This window comes from Devosia sp. 1566, assembly GCF_004005995.1.
In the GTDB taxonomy this organism is placed as follows: domain Bacteria; phylum Pseudomonadota; class Alphaproteobacteria; order Rhizobiales; family Devosiaceae; genus Devosia.
This window is the reverse complement of sequence record NZ_CP034767.1, coordinates 25302-41188: the sequence shown is the minus strand read 5'-3', so window position 1 is coordinate 41188 and position 15887 is coordinate 25302. Positions and strand designations below refer to the sequence as shown.

Sequence of the window (15887 nt, the reverse complement as noted above, 5' to 3'; positions counted from 1 at the left end):
ACCCGCTGACCGCGGGTGGACCCGGACCTAACCACTGCAGGTGGTCGGTGAGGAACAAACGCGCCGCTGGCAGATTGCCGTAGCCGTAGAGGACGCTAGGTAGTTTGTTGCTGCCCGACGTCCTGTACGTCGATGAGGAGAACCGATGTCCAACGACCATCACGAAGCGCGGTCTGCGCTGGAACAACTCGCACAGCGTTACGGCATCGGGGTGCAGTTCGAGGACGCGCTAGGGCGCCACATATCGGTATCCGCGGCAACAATTCAGCTCCTGCTCGCGAGCATGGGCGTTTCAGTCGCCGATGAGGCTGAAGCCAAGACCGCACTGGAGCAATTCGATCAGGAAGCCGCCGCACGCTCCCTCCCGGCCAGCATTGTCGTGACGCCGCGAGACGGCGGGTGCGCGCTCGAGGTCAAGCTGCCGGCCGGCACTGACCAGCTCGCTTGGCAAGTCGTGCTGGAGGACGGGAAGGAGATCAGCGGCGTTGCGGATTCCTTCGCTGCTTCGCCCCAGGGCAAGGTCAGCTTGCGCATTCCCGACCTGCCATTCGGATACCACCGCTTGCAACTTCCAGAAATAAGTGCGGAGGCAAACCTCATCGTCAGCCCCGGTCGCTGCTGGTTGCCCCCAAAAACGGCGACGGGTTATTGGGGTATTGCTGTGCAGCTTTATCTGCTGCGTTCAGCCGCAAACTGGGGCATCGGCGATTTTTCAGACTTGCAAGAGCTGATCAAGGTCGCTGGACCTCGCGGTTGTGCCGTGATCGGGCTCAACCCCCTGCACCAGATGTTCTTGGACGATCCTGAAGCTGCAAGCCCTTATTCACCCGCAACGCGGCTTTATCTGAACCCCCTTTATATCGACGTGCTGGCGGTGCCTGAGTTCGGCCAGTCCGAAGCGGCGCAAACCTTGGTGGAATCGGCCGATTTCCAGCGGCGCCTGGGCGACTGCCGCGCCACAAAGCTGGTCGATTACACTGCAGTAACCGCGCTTAAGCTCGAGGCACTGCAGCTCGTCTTTGAGAGCTTCACGAAAGCAGACAGTGCCGAGCGCAAAAACGCGATGGCCGCCTTCCGCGCAGAAAAGGGCGAAAGCCTTGAACGCGTAGCCTTGTTTCAGGTCATGCGACAACATTTTGCCAGCGAGAATCCGTCGCAAGCCAGCTGGCAGGACTGGCCGACTGACATGCAGATCGCCGGCTCGCCAGCACAAATGCAGTTCGCACGCGAGCACGAGGCTGAATTGGACTTCCAGATCTATCTCCAGTTCCTCGCCGATGAACAGCTAGCGAGGGCAGCCGAGGAAGCCCGCCGGCAGGGCATGGCTATCGGCCTTTATCGCGACCTAGCGGTGGGATGTGATCGCTCCGGTGCGGAAACCTGGGCAAATCCGCCCGCCTTCCTGCAGAGCACCCTGGTGGGTGCTCCGCCCGATATCTTCAATCCCGCTGGGCAGAATTGGGGCCTTCCGCCATTTGATCCAATTGCGCTCAAACGCGAAGGCTACAAAAGCTTTGCCGAGTTGATCCGCTCCAACATGGCCCATGCCGGCGGCCTGCGGATCGACCATGTGATGGGGCTGGCCCGTCTTTACTGCATCCCCGAGGGCAAGAGTTCAGCGGAAGGCGCTTATGTGAGCTTTCCCCTCGATGATCTGATTGGGGTTTTGGCGCTGGAATCCCAGCGGCAGCAATGCTTGGTTGTCGGGGAAGATCTCGGCACCGTGCCGCCCGGCTTCCGCGAACAGCTCGCCGCTGCCAACATCTTGTCGTACCGCGTGCTGTTTTTTGAGCAGGATTTCCAAACCGGCACGTTTGTGCCGCCGGACCAATACCCCGAACTGGCGCTGACGGTGACCGGCAGTCACGATCTGCCGACGCTTGAGGCGTGGTGGGAAGGCGACGACATCACTTTGAAGGACAGCTTGGGGCTTTATGGAACCGAGGAGGAAACCCGCAGCCAGCAAGAAAGGCGCGACCGGGAGCGGTTAAACATACTCGAGGCATTCACGCAGGCTGGATTGTTCAGCCCTGCGCCGAGGATAGCTGATGTCTCACCTGAGCTCTTTGCCCGGGAGGCGCACCGCTTTCTTGGCATGACCCGGTCCACGCTGCTGGTCACGCAACTTGATGACATGACTGGTGACATCGCCCCGGTCAATGTGCCCGGCACCTCCACCGAGCACCCCAACTGGCGCCGAAAGTACGCGATGACCATTGAGGAACTTGCCGAGGACCCCGATGCCTGGAGCCTTGTCGAGCCGCTGAGAAGGGCAGGCTAGTGGCTTTCTGCCAGATCAAGGCAACGACGGCTTAATCGAAGCGTTCAGGCTCAGCCGACATACAGCATAACCCGCACTAGATCATTGCCCGACCAGCGAACAGGCCAGATATGGACAAACCGGATCCGCAATACATCGACTGGCTCTTAGAACAGTCCATGCTCAACAATGCCCGCAAGCTTGCCAGCCGCTATGCTGGTCAAGGGCGGTTCTGGCGCAATCCGTATGCAGAAGCGCGGCCACGCGCGGCTTCGGCGTTGGCCTCGGTCTGGTTCACCGCCTATCCCGCCGCGATCGTCACCCGCGAAGGCGAGAGCGTATTGGCGACGCTCGGCGATCCCGAGCTGTGGCGGTCGCTCGCAGCCATCGGCGTGCAAGGCGTACATACCGGCCCGATGAAGGAAGCCGGCGGCATTCGGGACGGCGTCAAGACGCCAACCGTCGACGGCAATTTCGACCGCATCAGCTTCGAGATCGATCCGCAATTTGGTACGCTCGACGAATTCGTAGCCATGAGCCGGGTGGCAGCCGCCTACAATTCCATCGTTATCGACGACATTATCCCCGCCCACACCGGCAAGGGCGCTGACTTCCGCCTCGCCGAGATGTTCTACGGGGATTATCCAGGGCTCTACCACATGGTGGAAATTCCCCAGGAAGACTGGAACCTGCTCCCCGATATTCCAGAGGGACGCCGGGCCGCCAATATGTCGCCGTCTAGCGTCGATGCGCTCAAGAGCAAAGGCTATATCGTTGGCCAGCTCAGGCGCGTGATCTTCTTTGAGCCGGGCGTCAAGGAAACCGACTGGAGCGCCACCGACGTTATCTTGGGCGTGGATGGCGTAGCGCGGCGCTGGGTTTATCTGCACTATTTCAAGGAAGGCCAGCCTTCGCTCAACTGGCTCGATCCAACCTTTGCCGCCCCACAAATGATTGTCGGGGACGCACTGCATTCACTCGATATTCTGGGTGCGCGCGGCTTGCGGCTGGATGCGAACGGCTTCCTTGGTGTGGAGGTTCAGCAGAACGAGACGGCTTGGTCCGAGGGCCATCCGCTTTCCCTTGTTGGCAACCAACTCATTGCCGGCATGGTGCGCAAAGCAGGTGGCTTTTCCTTTCAGGAGCTCAACCTGACCGTCGATGACATCGCCGAAATGTCAAAGGGAGGCGCTGATCTCAGCTACGACTTCATCACCCGCCCCGCCTACCACCACGCAGTCCTGACCGGCAGCACGGAATTTCTGCGGCTAATGCTGCGCACGGTCCATGAATTTGGCATTGATCCAGCTTCGCTGATCCACGCGCTGCAGAACCATGACGAGCTGACGCTCGAACTGGTGCATTTCTGGACCAAGCATGCCAACGACACTTATGTGTTCGAAGGCCAGACCTGGCCAGGGTCCTTGCTGCGCGAGCATCTGCGTGACACCCTTTACCTCAAGCTTACGGGCGAAGCCGCACCCTATAATCTGCGCTTTGTGGCCAATGGCGTCGCCTGCACCACCATTAGCGTGATCACCGCTGCGCTCGGTATCCGCGATCTCGATGCGATAACGCCCGAGCAAAAGGAGCTGATCAAGCGCATCCACCTGCTGCTGGTCATGTACAACGCCTACCAGCCGGGCGTTTTCGCCCTGTCGGGATGGGATTTAGTCGGCGCCCTGCCGCTTCCGGTGGAATCGGTCAGTGAGCTCACCAGCGAAGGCGACACCCGTTGGATCGAGCGCGGCGCCTATGATCTGATCGACGTCAATCCGGGCGCCGAGCACTCCAGCGCGGGCCTGCCCAGAGCGCGTATGCTCTATGGTCCACTTAATCAGCAGCTAGACGATCCAAAGTCCTTCGCCAACGAGCTCAAGCACCTGCTGGCTGTGCGCCAGGCGCATGGTCTCTTCGCGGCCAAGCAGATCGCCATTCCAGACGTGCAGAACAACAGCCTGCTCGTGATGGTGCATGAACTGCCCGATCAACGCGGGCTGCAGGTGACTGCGCTCAATTTTGGGCCAGATCGGGTCGAGGAAACCATCACCCTGGAGCATGCCCAGACCGGACCCGTGATCGACATGTTACATGGCACGATCTTTGGGGATTTGCCGGAATCGGGCGAACTCTTCATCGGTCTCGATGGCTATGAAGGCCAGTCCCTCCGCATCGTGGGAGCTGTCCCCTCGATCTAGGCACACGATTGAGTGAAAGGTGCCGACCAAGGGGAACCGGCACCTAGGTTAGCGGGTCCCTGGGAAAGGGGAACGCCGCAGGCATCCTCAGCATTCAACCCAAGCTATTGCAAGGAGATGCGCATGCTGGCGATGGATTATCGAGGGCCCTATCGGGTGCGGGCCGAGCAAAAGCCGATGCCCGAGATCCTCCATCCGGAAGATGCGATCGTGCGGGTGACGCGCTCATGCATCTGCGGCTCGGACCTGCATCTTTACCACGGCATGGTGCCCGACACCCGGATCGGCATGACCTTCGGGCATGAGTTTACCGGCATTGTTGTCGAGGTCGGCTCGGAGGTTCGCAACCTCGCCGTGGGTGACCATGTGATCGTGCCCTTCAATATTGCCTGCGGCAAATGCCACTTCTGCCAACAGGGTCTGTTTGGCAATTGCCACGAGTCCAACAGCCAGGCGACTGCCGTGGGCGGCATCTTCGGCTATTCCCACACCGCTGGTGGCTATGATGGCGGGCAGGCCGAATATGTGCGCGTTCCCTATGCCGATGTGGGGCCAACCAAGATCCCGGCCGGCATGGATCTCGATGATGCGGTGCTGCTGACCGATGTGGTGCCCACCGGCTATCAAGCCGCCGAAATGGGCGGCATCCAGCGCGGTGACACGGTGGTGGTGTTCGGGGCCGGCCCGGTTGGCATCATGGCCGCCCGGTGCGCGTGGCTGTTTGGGGCCGGACGGGTGATCGTCATTGACCACCTCGAATACCGGCTCGATTTCGCGCGCCAGTACGGCCCGGCCGAGGTCTACAATTTCCGCTCTATCGAAGATCCGGTTTATTTCCTCAAGAAGATCACAGACTCGCTGGGCGCTGACGTCTGCATCGATGCGGTGGGCGGAGACGCAGCAGGAAGTGCATTGCACACCCTGCTTGGCACCAAGCTCAAGCTCGAAGCGGGTGCCGCGACCGCGCTGCACTGGGCGATCAACTCGGTCAAAAAGGGCGGGATTGTTTCGATTGTCGGGGTTTACGGCCCAACCGGGAATTTGGTGCCGATCGGCAATGTGGTTAACAAAGGCATCACCATCCGCGCCAACCAGGCTTCGGTGAAGCGCCTCCTGCCGCGGCTGATCGAGCATGTGCAGGCCGGCCGCATCAACCCCAAAGCCCTTATTACCCACAAAGTGCCGCTCGAGGAGGTCTCCGATGCCTACCACATCTTCTCTGCCAAGCTCGATGGTTGCATCAAGCCCGTCCTCGTCCCTTCCTCAATCAATGTCGCCTGAAGCCCTGGCGGCCCAGCAGCGGATTGATCCGACCCAGGTGGTCGGCTGGGGTGTGGATGCCGACCCGGCCAACAATCCAACCTACCCGATGCGCGACATTTCCAAGGACAGCAAGGGTGGGCTGGATTGGCCACGACCAGCCTTGCAGCCAGAAACTGTCGAGGTGCTCCGTTCAACCGAGCATAATCGGCGTACCGCCGTATTTGGCACCTCTACTCCGCCCAGCGGCGTCAGTGGGGCGCTCCGTCGGCAGGCGTTCAAGAGCAGCGAAGGTAAATGGAGCCATTGGCTGATCCTGTTGGCAGCGGACCGCATCAACGTGGTTGAAGGCGTAGCGGCCGACCTGCTGGCCGGCCGAGTGCCCAATATCCCGGCCGAAATGGGTATCAAATCTGAAGTCGCCCACAACATGCCCGGCTTGATCCGCAAAGTCGCGGTTACCGGTGCGGTGTTGACCTTGGCTTATGCCTTGGTGCGCTCCCGCCAGGGTGATGGTCGCCGGCATCCTGCCCCGCCCACCCCTCGTTAATCCCCCGAGAGCAAGGTGATTGCGGCGCAGATGCGCCACAGTCACCCCAAATTCAGCTCTCTCCAGTCAGCTCTCTGCTTTGCGGGTGCTGTGCCACTTGCGACAGGATGCGCTTATCGCTCAAACTGCGCACATATGAAGGTCTGCCTTCGGCCGCAGCGCTTTGAACCGCGTGACTTGCTGCTAAAGTGGATTGCACCCCGTCCGCGCCACACATGCCCTGGCGCAGCAAGCGGAAGCGGTAGGAGACTGACCGGTTGGCCGACACTAGCCTGCGCAGCGCACTGCGATTGCATACTCAAGCCGTGCATACGCGCCTCGACAATATTGTGGGCCAATTCGAAAGCTTGGACGATTATCGGGCCTTTGTTATCCGCTCCTACCGGTTCCGCGCCGCGGTGGAGCCGACCGTCCGAGGCCGGCCAGAATGGTCGGTGCAGGACCTGGCGGGTCCTCTCCGCGCCGACCTGAAGGATCTCAGGCAAGCTGATCTTCCAAGCGCCCCCATCCTTGAGCTTCCCTTGGGGTTTGCTTCTGCCCTCGGGGCACTTTATGTGCTGGAGGGCTCGGGCGTGGGTGCGCGCATCCTTTTTGCGCGGGCACAACAGCTTGGACTAAGCGAGCATTTCGGAGCACGGCATCTGGCGGCGCAAACGGACGATCCGGGGCGCTGGAAGCGGTTCGTGGCCTTGCTCGGAACTGCTGAGCTTGACCATTCCGCAGCATTGCATGCCGCAGGGGCCGTGTTTCAACTGGCTCTGTCGATCCATTCGGAGCCTGTCTTTGCCAGAGCCTAAGACCGTTGACCTGACCAATTGCGACCTGGAGCCGATCCATATTCCCGGATCCATCCAGCCCTATGGCACAATGCTGATTGCTGATGCCGATAGCGGCATTGTTGAAGGTTTTGCCGGACCGGACGGTTCTGCCCCAATCCTTGGGCTTCCGTTGGCTGAGCTCACGGGGCTCAACGTGCAAGCGCTTGTCGGCAAGATCCCGGCTTCCGGCTTGCTGGTGCTTGGCCGCCTGCAGTTTGGTCGACGAGCGCGTGATGGCGTCGCTTATCGCAGTGGTGGGCATCTGGTGGTTGAACTCACCGACCCCGACGAAAACGCGGATCTTGACGCGCAATTCCTGGCGCAGTTGGAGACACTGGGCGCCACCTTGGAGCGCTCGACCACCCTGGCGGACCTGTCCAACCGAGCCGCGGGCATTTTCCAGCGCCTCACCGGCTATAGCCGGGTAATGGTTTACCGCTTCATCGATGACGAGGCGGGCGTGGTGCTGGGCGAAAGCATCAGCGATAGCGCTTCGAGCTTCATGAACCACCATTTCCCGGCAACCGACATTCCGCGCCAGGCGCGGGCGCTTTACGTGCGCAACAAGGTGCGTGTCATTGCCGATGTGCACTATGAGCCCGCCCCGATCGTCAGCGCCAGCCGGGACCTGACCGCCATTGATCTGAGCGACTCGACGCTGCGCAGTGTCTCCCCGATCCATATCCAGTACCTCAAGAACATGGAGGTGGGCGCTTCGGCCTCCATGTCCATCGTGGTTGATGGCGTTTTGTGGGGGCTCATCGCCTGCCATCACCACCAACCGCGCGAATTATCGCTGACCACAAGGCTCGCATGTCAGGCCATGGCAACCAGTCTCGCCCGGCAGGTCAAGACGCGTGACGAGGGCGAGTTGTATCGCGAGCGGATTGCGCTGCGCGCGCAGGAAGACGCCATCCTCGCCCGCCTCGGCACGGACAGCTCCCTAGTAGAGTTCTTTGCGCGATCCGGCGAAGAACTCGCCGCTTTGTTGCAAGCCGATGGCTTTGCCGCCGTTCAGGGGGGCGAGCTGTTTCGCGCCGGCAATTGTCCCGACCCAACGGATGTGCGCCAACTGGCGGAACATGTGCGCCATCCCGGGTCCCTCAAGCCGGTCGCCAGCCGTGAACTGAGCAAGGACTATGCCGCAGCAGCAGCGTTTCAGGAGAGTGCCAGCGGGCTCCTCGCCGTCACGATGTCAACCGAGGTACCCACGATTCTGATGTGGTTCCGGGCCGAACAGTTGCAGACTGTCAAATGGGCCGGCAACCCGCACAAGGACGTACCGCACGAGCCGGGGGCGGTGCTTAAGCCGCGCGCTTCATTCGAAGCATGGTCCGAAAGCGTGCGCGGCCGCTCACGGCCCTGGACATTGGCGCAGACGGAGTCCGCGTCCCGCGTTGTTCGCTTGATGACCGAGGCGCGCAACAACAGTCGCATCAAGCAGCTTAACCGCGAGCTGACCACGACCCTCAACGAGAATGAAAGCCTAATCCGCCAGAAGGATTTCTTGTTGCGCGAGGTCAATCACCGCGTCCAAAACAGTTTGGCGCTTGTGGGCGCCTTCCTGCGCATGCAGGGGCGCAATGCTGGCGAAGAAGTGCGCGCACATCTGACGCAGGCGGAGAGCCGCTTATCGGCGGTCGGGCTGGCGCACCGGCGCCTTTACCAGGATGACAGTGTCGAGATTATCGACTTGTCGCGCTATCTTACCGAGTTGGTCGATGAGTTGCTGAAATCCATGGACGAGCGCTGGCGCCGACAGGTGACCTTGGATCTTGTCCCCATGCTGATCAGCACCGATCGGGCGGTTAGCGTCGGCCTCATCGTGAACGAGCTCGTGACCAATGTCACCAAATATGCCTATGGCGGTGAACCCGGCCCGCTGCTCATCAGCCTGCAGCAGCACCGTGACATGCTTCGCCTGATCGTTGCCGATAGCGGACGCGGTTATAGCGGTGTGACCGAAGGCACGGGGTTCGGCTCGCGCATGTTGGCGAGCCTGGTGCAGCGCCTCGGTGGATCCATGGAAATCGCCGACAATTCCCCGGGCGCCCGCGTGATTGTGGCGGCGGCCATCCAGGCCTGAGTCTTTTCCGCTTTGCAGACAACACAGAAATGGGCGGGGATTGCTCCCCGCCCATTTCTGTTAGTTCAAGAAGAGTACGATGATGATGATCAACCAGATCGGCACACCGAGGAGCCAGAGACCCAAACCACGCAACATGATGTTTTCCTTTCCAGTGACGCTTAGAAGCGGCGGAACACTTCAGCAAACACGCTGTTCTCGTCCCGGTGATTGCCACCCTTCTGGGCGGCCCAGAAGGCGCCGATAGCCGAAATCAGCAGCGATGCAGCCAAAAGGAATGCACCAAGGATGCCGGTATTACGCGCGGTACGCGCGGTTTCCAGCGCATCCTGACGGGCCTGCTCGATATTGCCGATCACCTGATCAACGCGGGCATTGGCTTCTTCTGGTGTCAACCCGGTATTGGCGGCAACGACATTGGCCAGGTAGGTGCGGTCCTCTTCCACCACGGTACCATCGCCCAAAGCGGCCTGCGCGAAGATGCGGCCCGCTTCGGCTCGTGCGGCTTCGGGATTGGTTGGCTGCTGCGAGCGGAACAGAGTGTCGATGAAGTATGCGTTTGGATCAACTGCTTCAGCTGCGCCGCCCGCCACATTGGCGGTAGCCTGGGTTGCAGTGGAAAGTGCGGCACCCGCTGTATTTACAGCAGCGCCAATGCCGCTCACGGCTAGAACAGTGCCAACCACAACGGCGCCGGCCCAAACCAGCAGGCCATGGGCACCATCGCGCACATCACTCTCGTGCTCGGTGGCGTCGTGATAGCGGCGGCGCAAACGACCGGTGAGGTACCCGCCAGCCATGAAGCTCGACACCTGTACCCACAAGAACCAGCTGGCCGCCACGATGGCGATGAAGATCGGCGAGGCGCCTTCGCGTGCATTGAAGTCGAGGAAGTTCAGCCCAATTGCCGATCCGAAGCTGATGAAGACGACGGAAATTGCCGAAGCGAGCACAATACCTGCAATGATGGCGGGCCAGTCAACATAGGAGGACTGGTCGCCATCCGAAGCGGTTGTGGCTACGCGGGTTACACCCAGAGTAGATTCTATGGTCATGATGAGCCTTTCGCGGGGGGAAACGGAAGAAAGCTGCCGCTTCCCTTAGCTGAGGCCAAGAAAAGACAGGATGGCCAAGACGACCACAACAAGACCGACGAGATAAATGATAGAGTTCATGATGGAGTCCTCAGGCGTTTGACGCGATGATCACTCAACCGTGAGCACTGCTTTTCGTTCCAGATAGTGCCCAAATTTTGTACAAAAGCGCACAAAAGAGCGGCAAATCCGGGCATGAAAAAGGGCGGGATTGCTCCCGCCCCTCTCAATCGATCTGGCGAAGGGACTACAAGCCTTCGGTGACGACATGGCTGAATGCGCCTTCGGGGGCCCTGGTGATGGCCGGGTTGTCAGGCGACACGGCCGAAAGCAGCGTATCGACGGTCTGCTGGTAGGCGGCTTCATCGAGGGCGCCGGTTGAGCCTTCCGTCAGCTTGTTGACCTCGGTGACCTGATAGAGCTGGTCTTCTACGGTCATCGAGCCCGTCATGTCGTTGTCGACCACGATCTGGGCGGCTTCTTCGGGGTTGGCGCGGGCATATTCCCAGCCCTTCATCGAGGCGCGCACGAACTTGGTCATCTTCTCGACAAAGGCAGGATCCGCGAGATTCTCCTCGAGCACATACAGCCCATCCTCGAGCATGCCGACGCCTTCGTCGCGATAGTTGAAGACCGTCAGGTCGTCCTCGGTCAGGCCCGCCCGCAGCACCTGGCCAAATTCGTTATAGGTCATGGTGGAGATGCAAGCGGCCTGGTTCTGGATCAGGGGATCGACATTGAAGGCCTGGCGAAGCACTTCGACGCCCCCTTCGCTGCCGTCGGTGGCGAGGCCCAGCTTGGCCATCCAGGCGTAGAAGGGATATTCATTGCCAAAGAACCAGACGCCCAGCGTCTTGCCGGGAAAGTCGTCGGTGGTCTCGACCCCCGCATCCTTGCGGCAGGTCAGCAGCAGGCCCGAGGACGCAAAGGGCTGGGCGATGTTGACCAGTGGCACGCCGCGTTCGCGTGCTGCCAGTCCCGCCGCCATCCAGGTGGTAATCACATCGGCCCCGCCGCCTGCAATCACCTGCTCGGGGGCGATGTCGGGGCCGCCGGGCTTGATCTCCACATCAAGCCCTTCTTCCTCGTAAAAGCCCTTTGCCGCCGCAACATAATAGCCGGCGAACTGACCCTGGGTGACCCATTTGAGCTGGAGAGTCACGCTGTTGTCCTGCGCATATCCCGCATGTGCGGAGGCGAGCGAAATGGCCCCTGCCAAAGCCCCGACCAAGAACTTGTTCATGCTGCTTTCCCCTGTTGTGCCGCCTCACGCACGACGCATGGACGGATGCCAAAACGTGATCCCCCGCTCGACCAGCGCGACCACCCCATAAAAAACCGAGCCGGCGAGCGCCGCCATGGCGATCTCGGCCCAGACCATGTCGACATTCATGCGCCCGATCTCGGCCGAAATCCGGAACCCCATGCCCGCGACGGGCGAGCCGAAGAACTCGGCCACGATGGCGCCGATCAGCGCGAGGGTCGAACAGATCTTGAGCGCATTGAAGATGAAGGGAGCCGCCGCCGGGAGGCGCAGCTTGAGCAGCGTTTGCCAGTAGCTGGCGGCATAGGTGCGCATCAGGTCGCGCTCGATGGCCGAAGCGGCGTTGAGCCCGGCAATGGTGTTCACCAGCATGGGAAAGAAGGTCATGATCACGACCACGGCCGCCTTGCTCTGCCAGTCAAAGCCGAACCACATCACCATGATGGGCGCGACCCCCACGATGGGGAGCGCCGAAACGAAACTGCCCAGCGGCAACAAGCCGGATTTGAGGAACGGCGAGCGGTCGATGAGGATGGCCACCAAGAAGCCCACCCCACAGCCAATGGCGTAGCCGGCGAGCACCGCCTTGAGAAAGGTTTGCTGGAAATCGGTCCAGAGCGTCGGCAGGCTCGCGGCGATGCGGCTGCCGATCTGGGAGGGAGGCGGCAGGATCACCTGCGGCACGCCAGCGCCGCGCGTGATCGCTTCCCAGGTCACGAGAATGGCGAGGCCAAAGGTCAGCGGGATCAACAAGCCCAGGCCGCCATTCTGCCCCAGGCTCGGTGCCGTCAGGTCCGATAGGCGCTCGACAAATACCCAGCTCCACAGCCAGGTCGCGACCAGCGCCAACCACAAGAAAGCGGGCGGGCCGGGGTAGAGCTGGAAGCTCGCAAGCACCGCGACAGCGCCGAGGACCGCGAGCGCACTATCGAGCCACAGCCCGGGATGCAGCCACAGCCGCAACAGCGACAGGGCGCCCAACACCAGGAACCCGTGCAGCAGCAGCGTCGGCTCGGCCCCGCTCAGAAGCGTCAGGCCCAGCGCTGCGGCGCAAAGCCCGCTCGCAAGGATGGCGAGGTAAAGCTGGAACTGGCTCATGGCGCGCGCACCCCCATGCGACGGGCGACCAGCGCCTCGACCCAGCCGACAATGAGGATCAGCAGCGCCGCGAGGATCGAGGCGGCGACCAGCGCCGCCCAGATCTGGACGGTCTGGCTGTAATAGGATCCGGCGAGAAGGCGTGCGCCCAGGCCCGCGACGGCACCGGTCGGCAATTCGCCCACGATGGCCCCGACAAGGCTCGCGGCCACGCCCACCTTGAGCGAAGCAAACAAGAACGGCACCGCCGCCGGCCAGCGCAGCTTCCAAAAGGTTTGCGCCCGCGAGGCATGGTAGGTGCGCATCAGGTCAAGCTGGATGGCTTCGGGGGAGCGCAGCCCTTTGACCATGCCTACGGTCACGGGGAAAAAGCTGAGATAGGCCGAGATGATCGCCTTGGACAGCAGCCGCGCCGGATCGGTCGGCAGACCCAGGCTGCCGGTGAAGATGTTGAAGCCAATGACCACGATCAGCGGCGCCAGCGCCAGAATGGGAATGGTCTGGCTCGCCACGATCCAGGGCATCAGCGAGCGGCTGGTGGCTTCGCTGTGAACAATGGCAATGGCCAGCCCAATGCCAAGCAGGCTGCCCATGACAAAGCCCAAGCCGGTCGCCGAAAAGGTCACCCAGGCATGAAACAGCAGGCTGCGCGGCTTGTTGGGCGCCACCAGTGCCGTCGAATTCCACAATTCGCCTAGCACCTGATGTGGCGTGGGCAGAACCGGCTTTTCCTGGTTCCAAGTGGCCAAGACGAAGTCGGTCGCCGGCACGGTCTCGATGCCGGCGCGCCGGTTCACATCATTTTGCCAGGCGGCATTCATTGCGATGGCAGCGCCATACCAGGCGAGGACCAGCATCAGCAGCACAGCCAGAACGGGCAAAGCTTGCTGCAGGCGCCCCATCAGACCATGACCTCGTCATAGGAATGGCCCGCGCGCAGACCGTCGCGCACCCGCGCGGCGATCTGGAGGAACTCGGGGCTTTCGCGGATGTCGAGCGGGCGCTCGCGGGGGAGGGTCGAGACGATCACCTCGGTCACCCGCCCGGGGCGGGGCGACATCACGACGATCCGGGTCGACAGGTACACCGCCTCGGGGATGGAGTGGGTGACAAAGCAGATGGTCTTGCCGGTGCGTTGCCAAAGCTTGAGCAGTTCGGAATTGAGGTGGTCGCGAACGATTTCGTCGAGCGCGCCGAAGGGCTCGTCCATCAGCAAGAGGTCAGCGTCGAACGCCAGTGCCCGGGCGATCGAAGCGCGCTGCTGCATGCCGCCCGACAACTGCCAGGGGAATTTGCCGGCAAAGCCCGTCAGATTCACCAGCTCCAACGTGCGGGTGATGCGTTCGCGCTGCTGGGCCGCGGAATAGCCCATGATCTCGAGCGGCAGCGCGACGTTCTTTTCGATCGTGCGCCAGGGGTAGAGCGCGGGGGCCTGGAACACATAGCCATAAGCGCGGCTCTTGCGCGCTTGTTCGGGAGTTTGCCCATTGATGGTGAGCGTGCCCGATGTGGGCTGTTCCAGATCGGCAATGGTGCGCAGAAACGTCGTCTTGCCGCAGCCCGACGGGCCGATAAAGGAAACGAAATCGCCCTTGCCGATATCGAGATCGACATTGGACAGGGCATGGACCGGACCATCATTGGTCTTGAACATCAGCCCCAATCCGCGCGCTGAGACAACGGGTGCCGACTGCAAAGCCGTGGGAGAAGAAATGGCGGGTGCAGCAGACAACACGGACAAGAGTTGGCCCTCTAGTGCTTAAAGCGAGTGGGTTTGAAGAGCATTGTCGCCATGGCTAGACGCCGCTCGCGGGAATGCCGGAGCGCTCGACGCGGCGTGGCGCCACGAGATCCTTCCATTGCGAGAGGGCGCGGCTGACCGGGTTCTTGGCCTCGCGCGGCACGAACTTGCCGTGGCCCGGCTCGGCCCGCACCTCGTCTTCGCTGATCGACACCTTGCCCCGGCTCAAGACAAAGCGCGGCAGACCGGTGGCTTCAAAGCCCTCGAACACATTGTAGTCGATGACCGATTGCTGGCGCTGGGCGGAAATGGTCTTGCTTCGTTTGGGGTCCCAGACCACCAAGTCCGCATCGGCACCGGGCAGCACCGCGCCCTTTTTGGGATACATGTTGAGGATCTTGGCGATATTGGTCGAGGTCACCGCCACAAATTCGTTCATGGTCAGGCGCCCGGTATTTACCCCAGCCGTCCACAATACCGGCAAGCGATCTTCGAGGCCGCCTGTGCCATTGGGAATCTTGCTGAAATCGCCGATGCCGGTACGCTTCTGGGCGGTGGTGAAGGCGCAGTGATCGGTGGCTACCGCCGACAGCGAGCCCGATTGCAGGCCGGCCCAGAGGGAATCCTGGTGCTGCTTGTTGCGGAACGGGGGCGACATCACCCGCCGCGCGGCATGGTCCCAATCGGGGTTGGCGTATTCGCTTTCATCGAGCGTCAGGTGCTGCACCAGCGGCTCGCCATAAACCCGCATACCCTTTTGGCGCGCGCGGCGGATGGCTTCATGGGCCTGCTCGCACGAGACATGGACGACATACAGCGGCACGCCCGCCATATCGGCCAGCATGATGGCGCGGTTGGTCGCTTCCCCCTCCACTTCGGGGGGGCGCGAATAGGCATGGGCCTCGGGGCCGTTATTGCCGGCGTCGAGCAGCTTTTGGGTCATGGCGGCGACGACGTCGCCGTTTTCCGCATGGACCAGCGGCAAGGCGCCGAGTTCGGCGCAGCGGCTGAACGAAGAGAACATCTCGTCGTCATTGACCATCAGCGAGCCCTTATAGGCCATGAAGTGCTTGAAGGAGGTGATGCCGCGATCCACCACCTCGGCCATTTCGCGCCAGACCTGCTCGTCCCACCAGGTGATGGCCATGTGAAAGGCGAAGTCGGTGGAGGCCTTGCCGGTCTTGTTGTCCCACATCTGCAGGGCTTCCAGCAGGGACTGGCCGGGGCTGGGCAGGCAGAAGTCCACCACGGTGGTGGTCCCACCGGCAAGCGCCGCCCGCGTGCCGCTTTCAAAATCGTCGGCGGAATAGGTGCCCATGAAGGGCATCTCGAGATGGGTATGCGGATCGATGCCGCCCGGCATCACATAGCAGCCACTGGCGTCGAGCACTTCGTCGCCATCGAGATCGGCGCCGATCTCGATGATGCGCTCCCCCTCGATCAGCACATCGGCCTTATAGGTCAGGTCCGCGGTAACCACCGTCCCGTTCTTGATGACTATGCTCATCGTCACATCCC

Annotated in this window: 12 protein-coding genes; 6 read left to right on the top strand and 6 right to left on the bottom strand. The window is 61.7% G+C overall.

The window, feature by feature from the left end; translation table 11 throughout:
- Positions 1–145: 145 nt before the first annotated feature.
- The 6 genes from malQ to ELX51_RS00135 all read left to right on the top strand — a co-directional run bounded on the left by malQ (position 146) and on the right by ELX51_RS00135 (position 9172).
- Positions 146–2281: a 4-alpha-glucanotransferase gene (gene malQ / locus ELX51_RS00160; RefSeq protein WP_127751610.1), complete on the top strand. Its 2136-nt coding sequence runs from the start codon at positions 146–148 to the stop codon at positions 2279–2281.
- 110 nt (positions 2282–2391) lie between these two features.
- Positions 2392–4458: a maltose alpha-D-glucosyltransferase gene (gene treS, locus ELX51_RS00155; protein ID WP_127751609.1), complete on the top strand. Its 2067-nt coding sequence runs from the start codon at positions 2392–2394 to the stop codon at positions 4456–4458.
- Between the two features lie 123 nt (positions 4459–4581).
- A complete protein-coding gene (locus tag ELX51_RS00150) occupies positions 4582–5739 on the top strand; it encodes a zinc-dependent alcohol dehydrogenase (RefSeq protein ID WP_127751608.1) in 1158 nt (385 codons plus the stop codon).
- Positions 5729–6268 (top strand): hypothetical protein, encoded by a 540-nt coding sequence (locus ELX51_RS00145; protein ID WP_127751607.1) that lies wholly within the window; start codon positions 5729–5731, stop codon positions 6266–6268. The genes ELX51_RS00150 and ELX51_RS00145 overlap by 11 nt, the downstream gene beginning before the upstream one ends.
- Before the next feature lie 257 nt (positions 6269–6525).
- A complete protein-coding gene (locus ELX51_RS00140; RefSeq protein ID WP_127751606.1) occupies positions 6526–7065 on the top strand; it encodes a biliverdin-producing heme oxygenase in 540 nt (179 codons plus the stop codon).
- A complete protein-coding gene (locus ELX51_RS00135) occupies positions 7052–9172 on the top strand; it encodes a histidine kinase dimerization/phosphoacceptor domain -containing protein (RefSeq protein ID WP_248305201.1) in 2121 nt (706 codons plus the stop codon). Before ELX51_RS00140 ends, ELX51_RS00135 begins: the two co-directional genes overlap by 14 nt.
- A 161-nt stretch (positions 9173–9333) precedes the next feature.
- Here the strand turns inward: ELX51_RS00135 and ELX51_RS00130 are convergent, their stop codons facing one another.
- From ELX51_RS00130 to hydA, 6 genes are all read right to left on the bottom strand, one after another.
- Positions 9334–10227, bottom strand: a complete 894-nt coding sequence (locus ELX51_RS00130) for a hypothetical protein (RefSeq protein WP_127751604.1) — start codon at positions 10225–10227, stop codon at positions 9334–9336.
- 286 nt (positions 10228–10513) lie between these two features.
- Positions 10514–11509 carry an ABC transporter substrate-binding protein gene (locus ELX51_RS00125; protein WP_127751603.1) on the bottom strand — a complete coding sequence of 332 codons (996 nt, stop codon included), beginning with the start codon at positions 11507–11509 and terminating at the stop codon, positions 10514–10516.
- Positions 11510–11533: 24 nt separating this feature from the next.
- Entirely contained in the window at positions 11534–12628 is a 1095-nt protein-coding gene (locus tag ELX51_RS00120) for an ABC transporter permease (protein ID WP_127751602.1), read from the bottom strand.
- Positions 12625–13530, bottom strand: coding sequence for an ABC transporter permease (locus ELX51_RS00115; RefSeq protein ID WP_127751601.1), 906 nt, complete (start codon positions 13528–13530; stop codon positions 12625–12627). Before ELX51_RS00115 ends, ELX51_RS00120 begins: the two co-directional genes overlap by 4 nt.
- On the bottom strand, positions 13530–14282 hold the full coding sequence (locus tag ELX51_RS00110; protein WP_127751600.1) for an ABC transporter ATP-binding protein: 753 nt from the start codon (positions 14280–14282) through the stop codon (positions 13530–13532). The genes ELX51_RS00115 and ELX51_RS00110 overlap by 1 nt, the downstream gene beginning before the upstream one ends.
- Positions 14283–14424: 142 nt before the next feature.
- Positions 14425–15876: a dihydropyrimidinase gene (gene hydA / locus ELX51_RS00105; protein WP_127751599.1), complete on the bottom strand. Its 1452-nt coding sequence runs from the start codon at positions 15874–15876 to the stop codon at positions 14425–14427.
- Positions 15877–15887 lie beyond the last annotated feature (11 nt).

What these genes read in the sequence shown, in the direction of transcription:
- ELX51_RS00130 (WP_127751604.1), bottom strand. Translation starts at nt 10,227, where the DNA reads ATGACCATAGAATCTACTCTGGGTGTAACCCGCGTAGCCACAACCGCT.
- ELX51_RS00115 (WP_127751601.1), bottom strand. Translation starts at nt 13,530, where the DNA reads ATGGGGCGCCTGCAGCAAGCTTTGCCCGTTCTGGCTGTGCTGCTGATG.
- ELX51_RS00145 (WP_127751607.1), top strand. Translation starts at nt 5,729, where the DNA reads ATGTCGCCTGAAGCCCTGGCGGCCCAGCAGCGGATTGATCCGACCCAG.
- hydA (WP_127751599.1), bottom strand. Translation starts at nt 15,876, where the DNA reads ATGAGCATAGTCATCAAGAACGGGACGGTGGTTACCGCGGACCTGACC.
- malQ (WP_127751610.1), top strand. Translation starts at nt 146, where the DNA reads ATGTCCAACGACCATCACGAAGCGCGGTCTGCGCTGGAACAACTCGCA.
- ELX51_RS00120 (WP_127751602.1), bottom strand. Translation starts at nt 12,628, where the DNA reads ATGAGCCAGTTCCAGCTTTACCTCGCCATCCTTGCGAGCGGGCTTTGC.
- treS (WP_127751609.1), top strand. Translation starts at nt 2,392, where the DNA reads ATGGACAAACCGGATCCGCAATACATCGACTGGCTCTTAGAACAGTCC.
- ELX51_RS00110 (WP_127751600.1), bottom strand. Translation starts at nt 14,282, where the DNA reads ATGTTCAAGACCAATGATGGTCCGGTCCATGCCCTGTCCAATGTCGAT.
- ELX51_RS00125 (WP_127751603.1), bottom strand. Translation starts at nt 11,509, where the DNA reads ATGAACAAGTTCTTGGTCGGGGCTTTGGCAGGGGCCATTTCGCTCGCC.
- ELX51_RS00150 (WP_127751608.1), top strand. Translation starts at nt 4,582, where the DNA reads ATGCTGGCGATGGATTATCGAGGGCCCTATCGGGTGCGGGCCGAGCAA.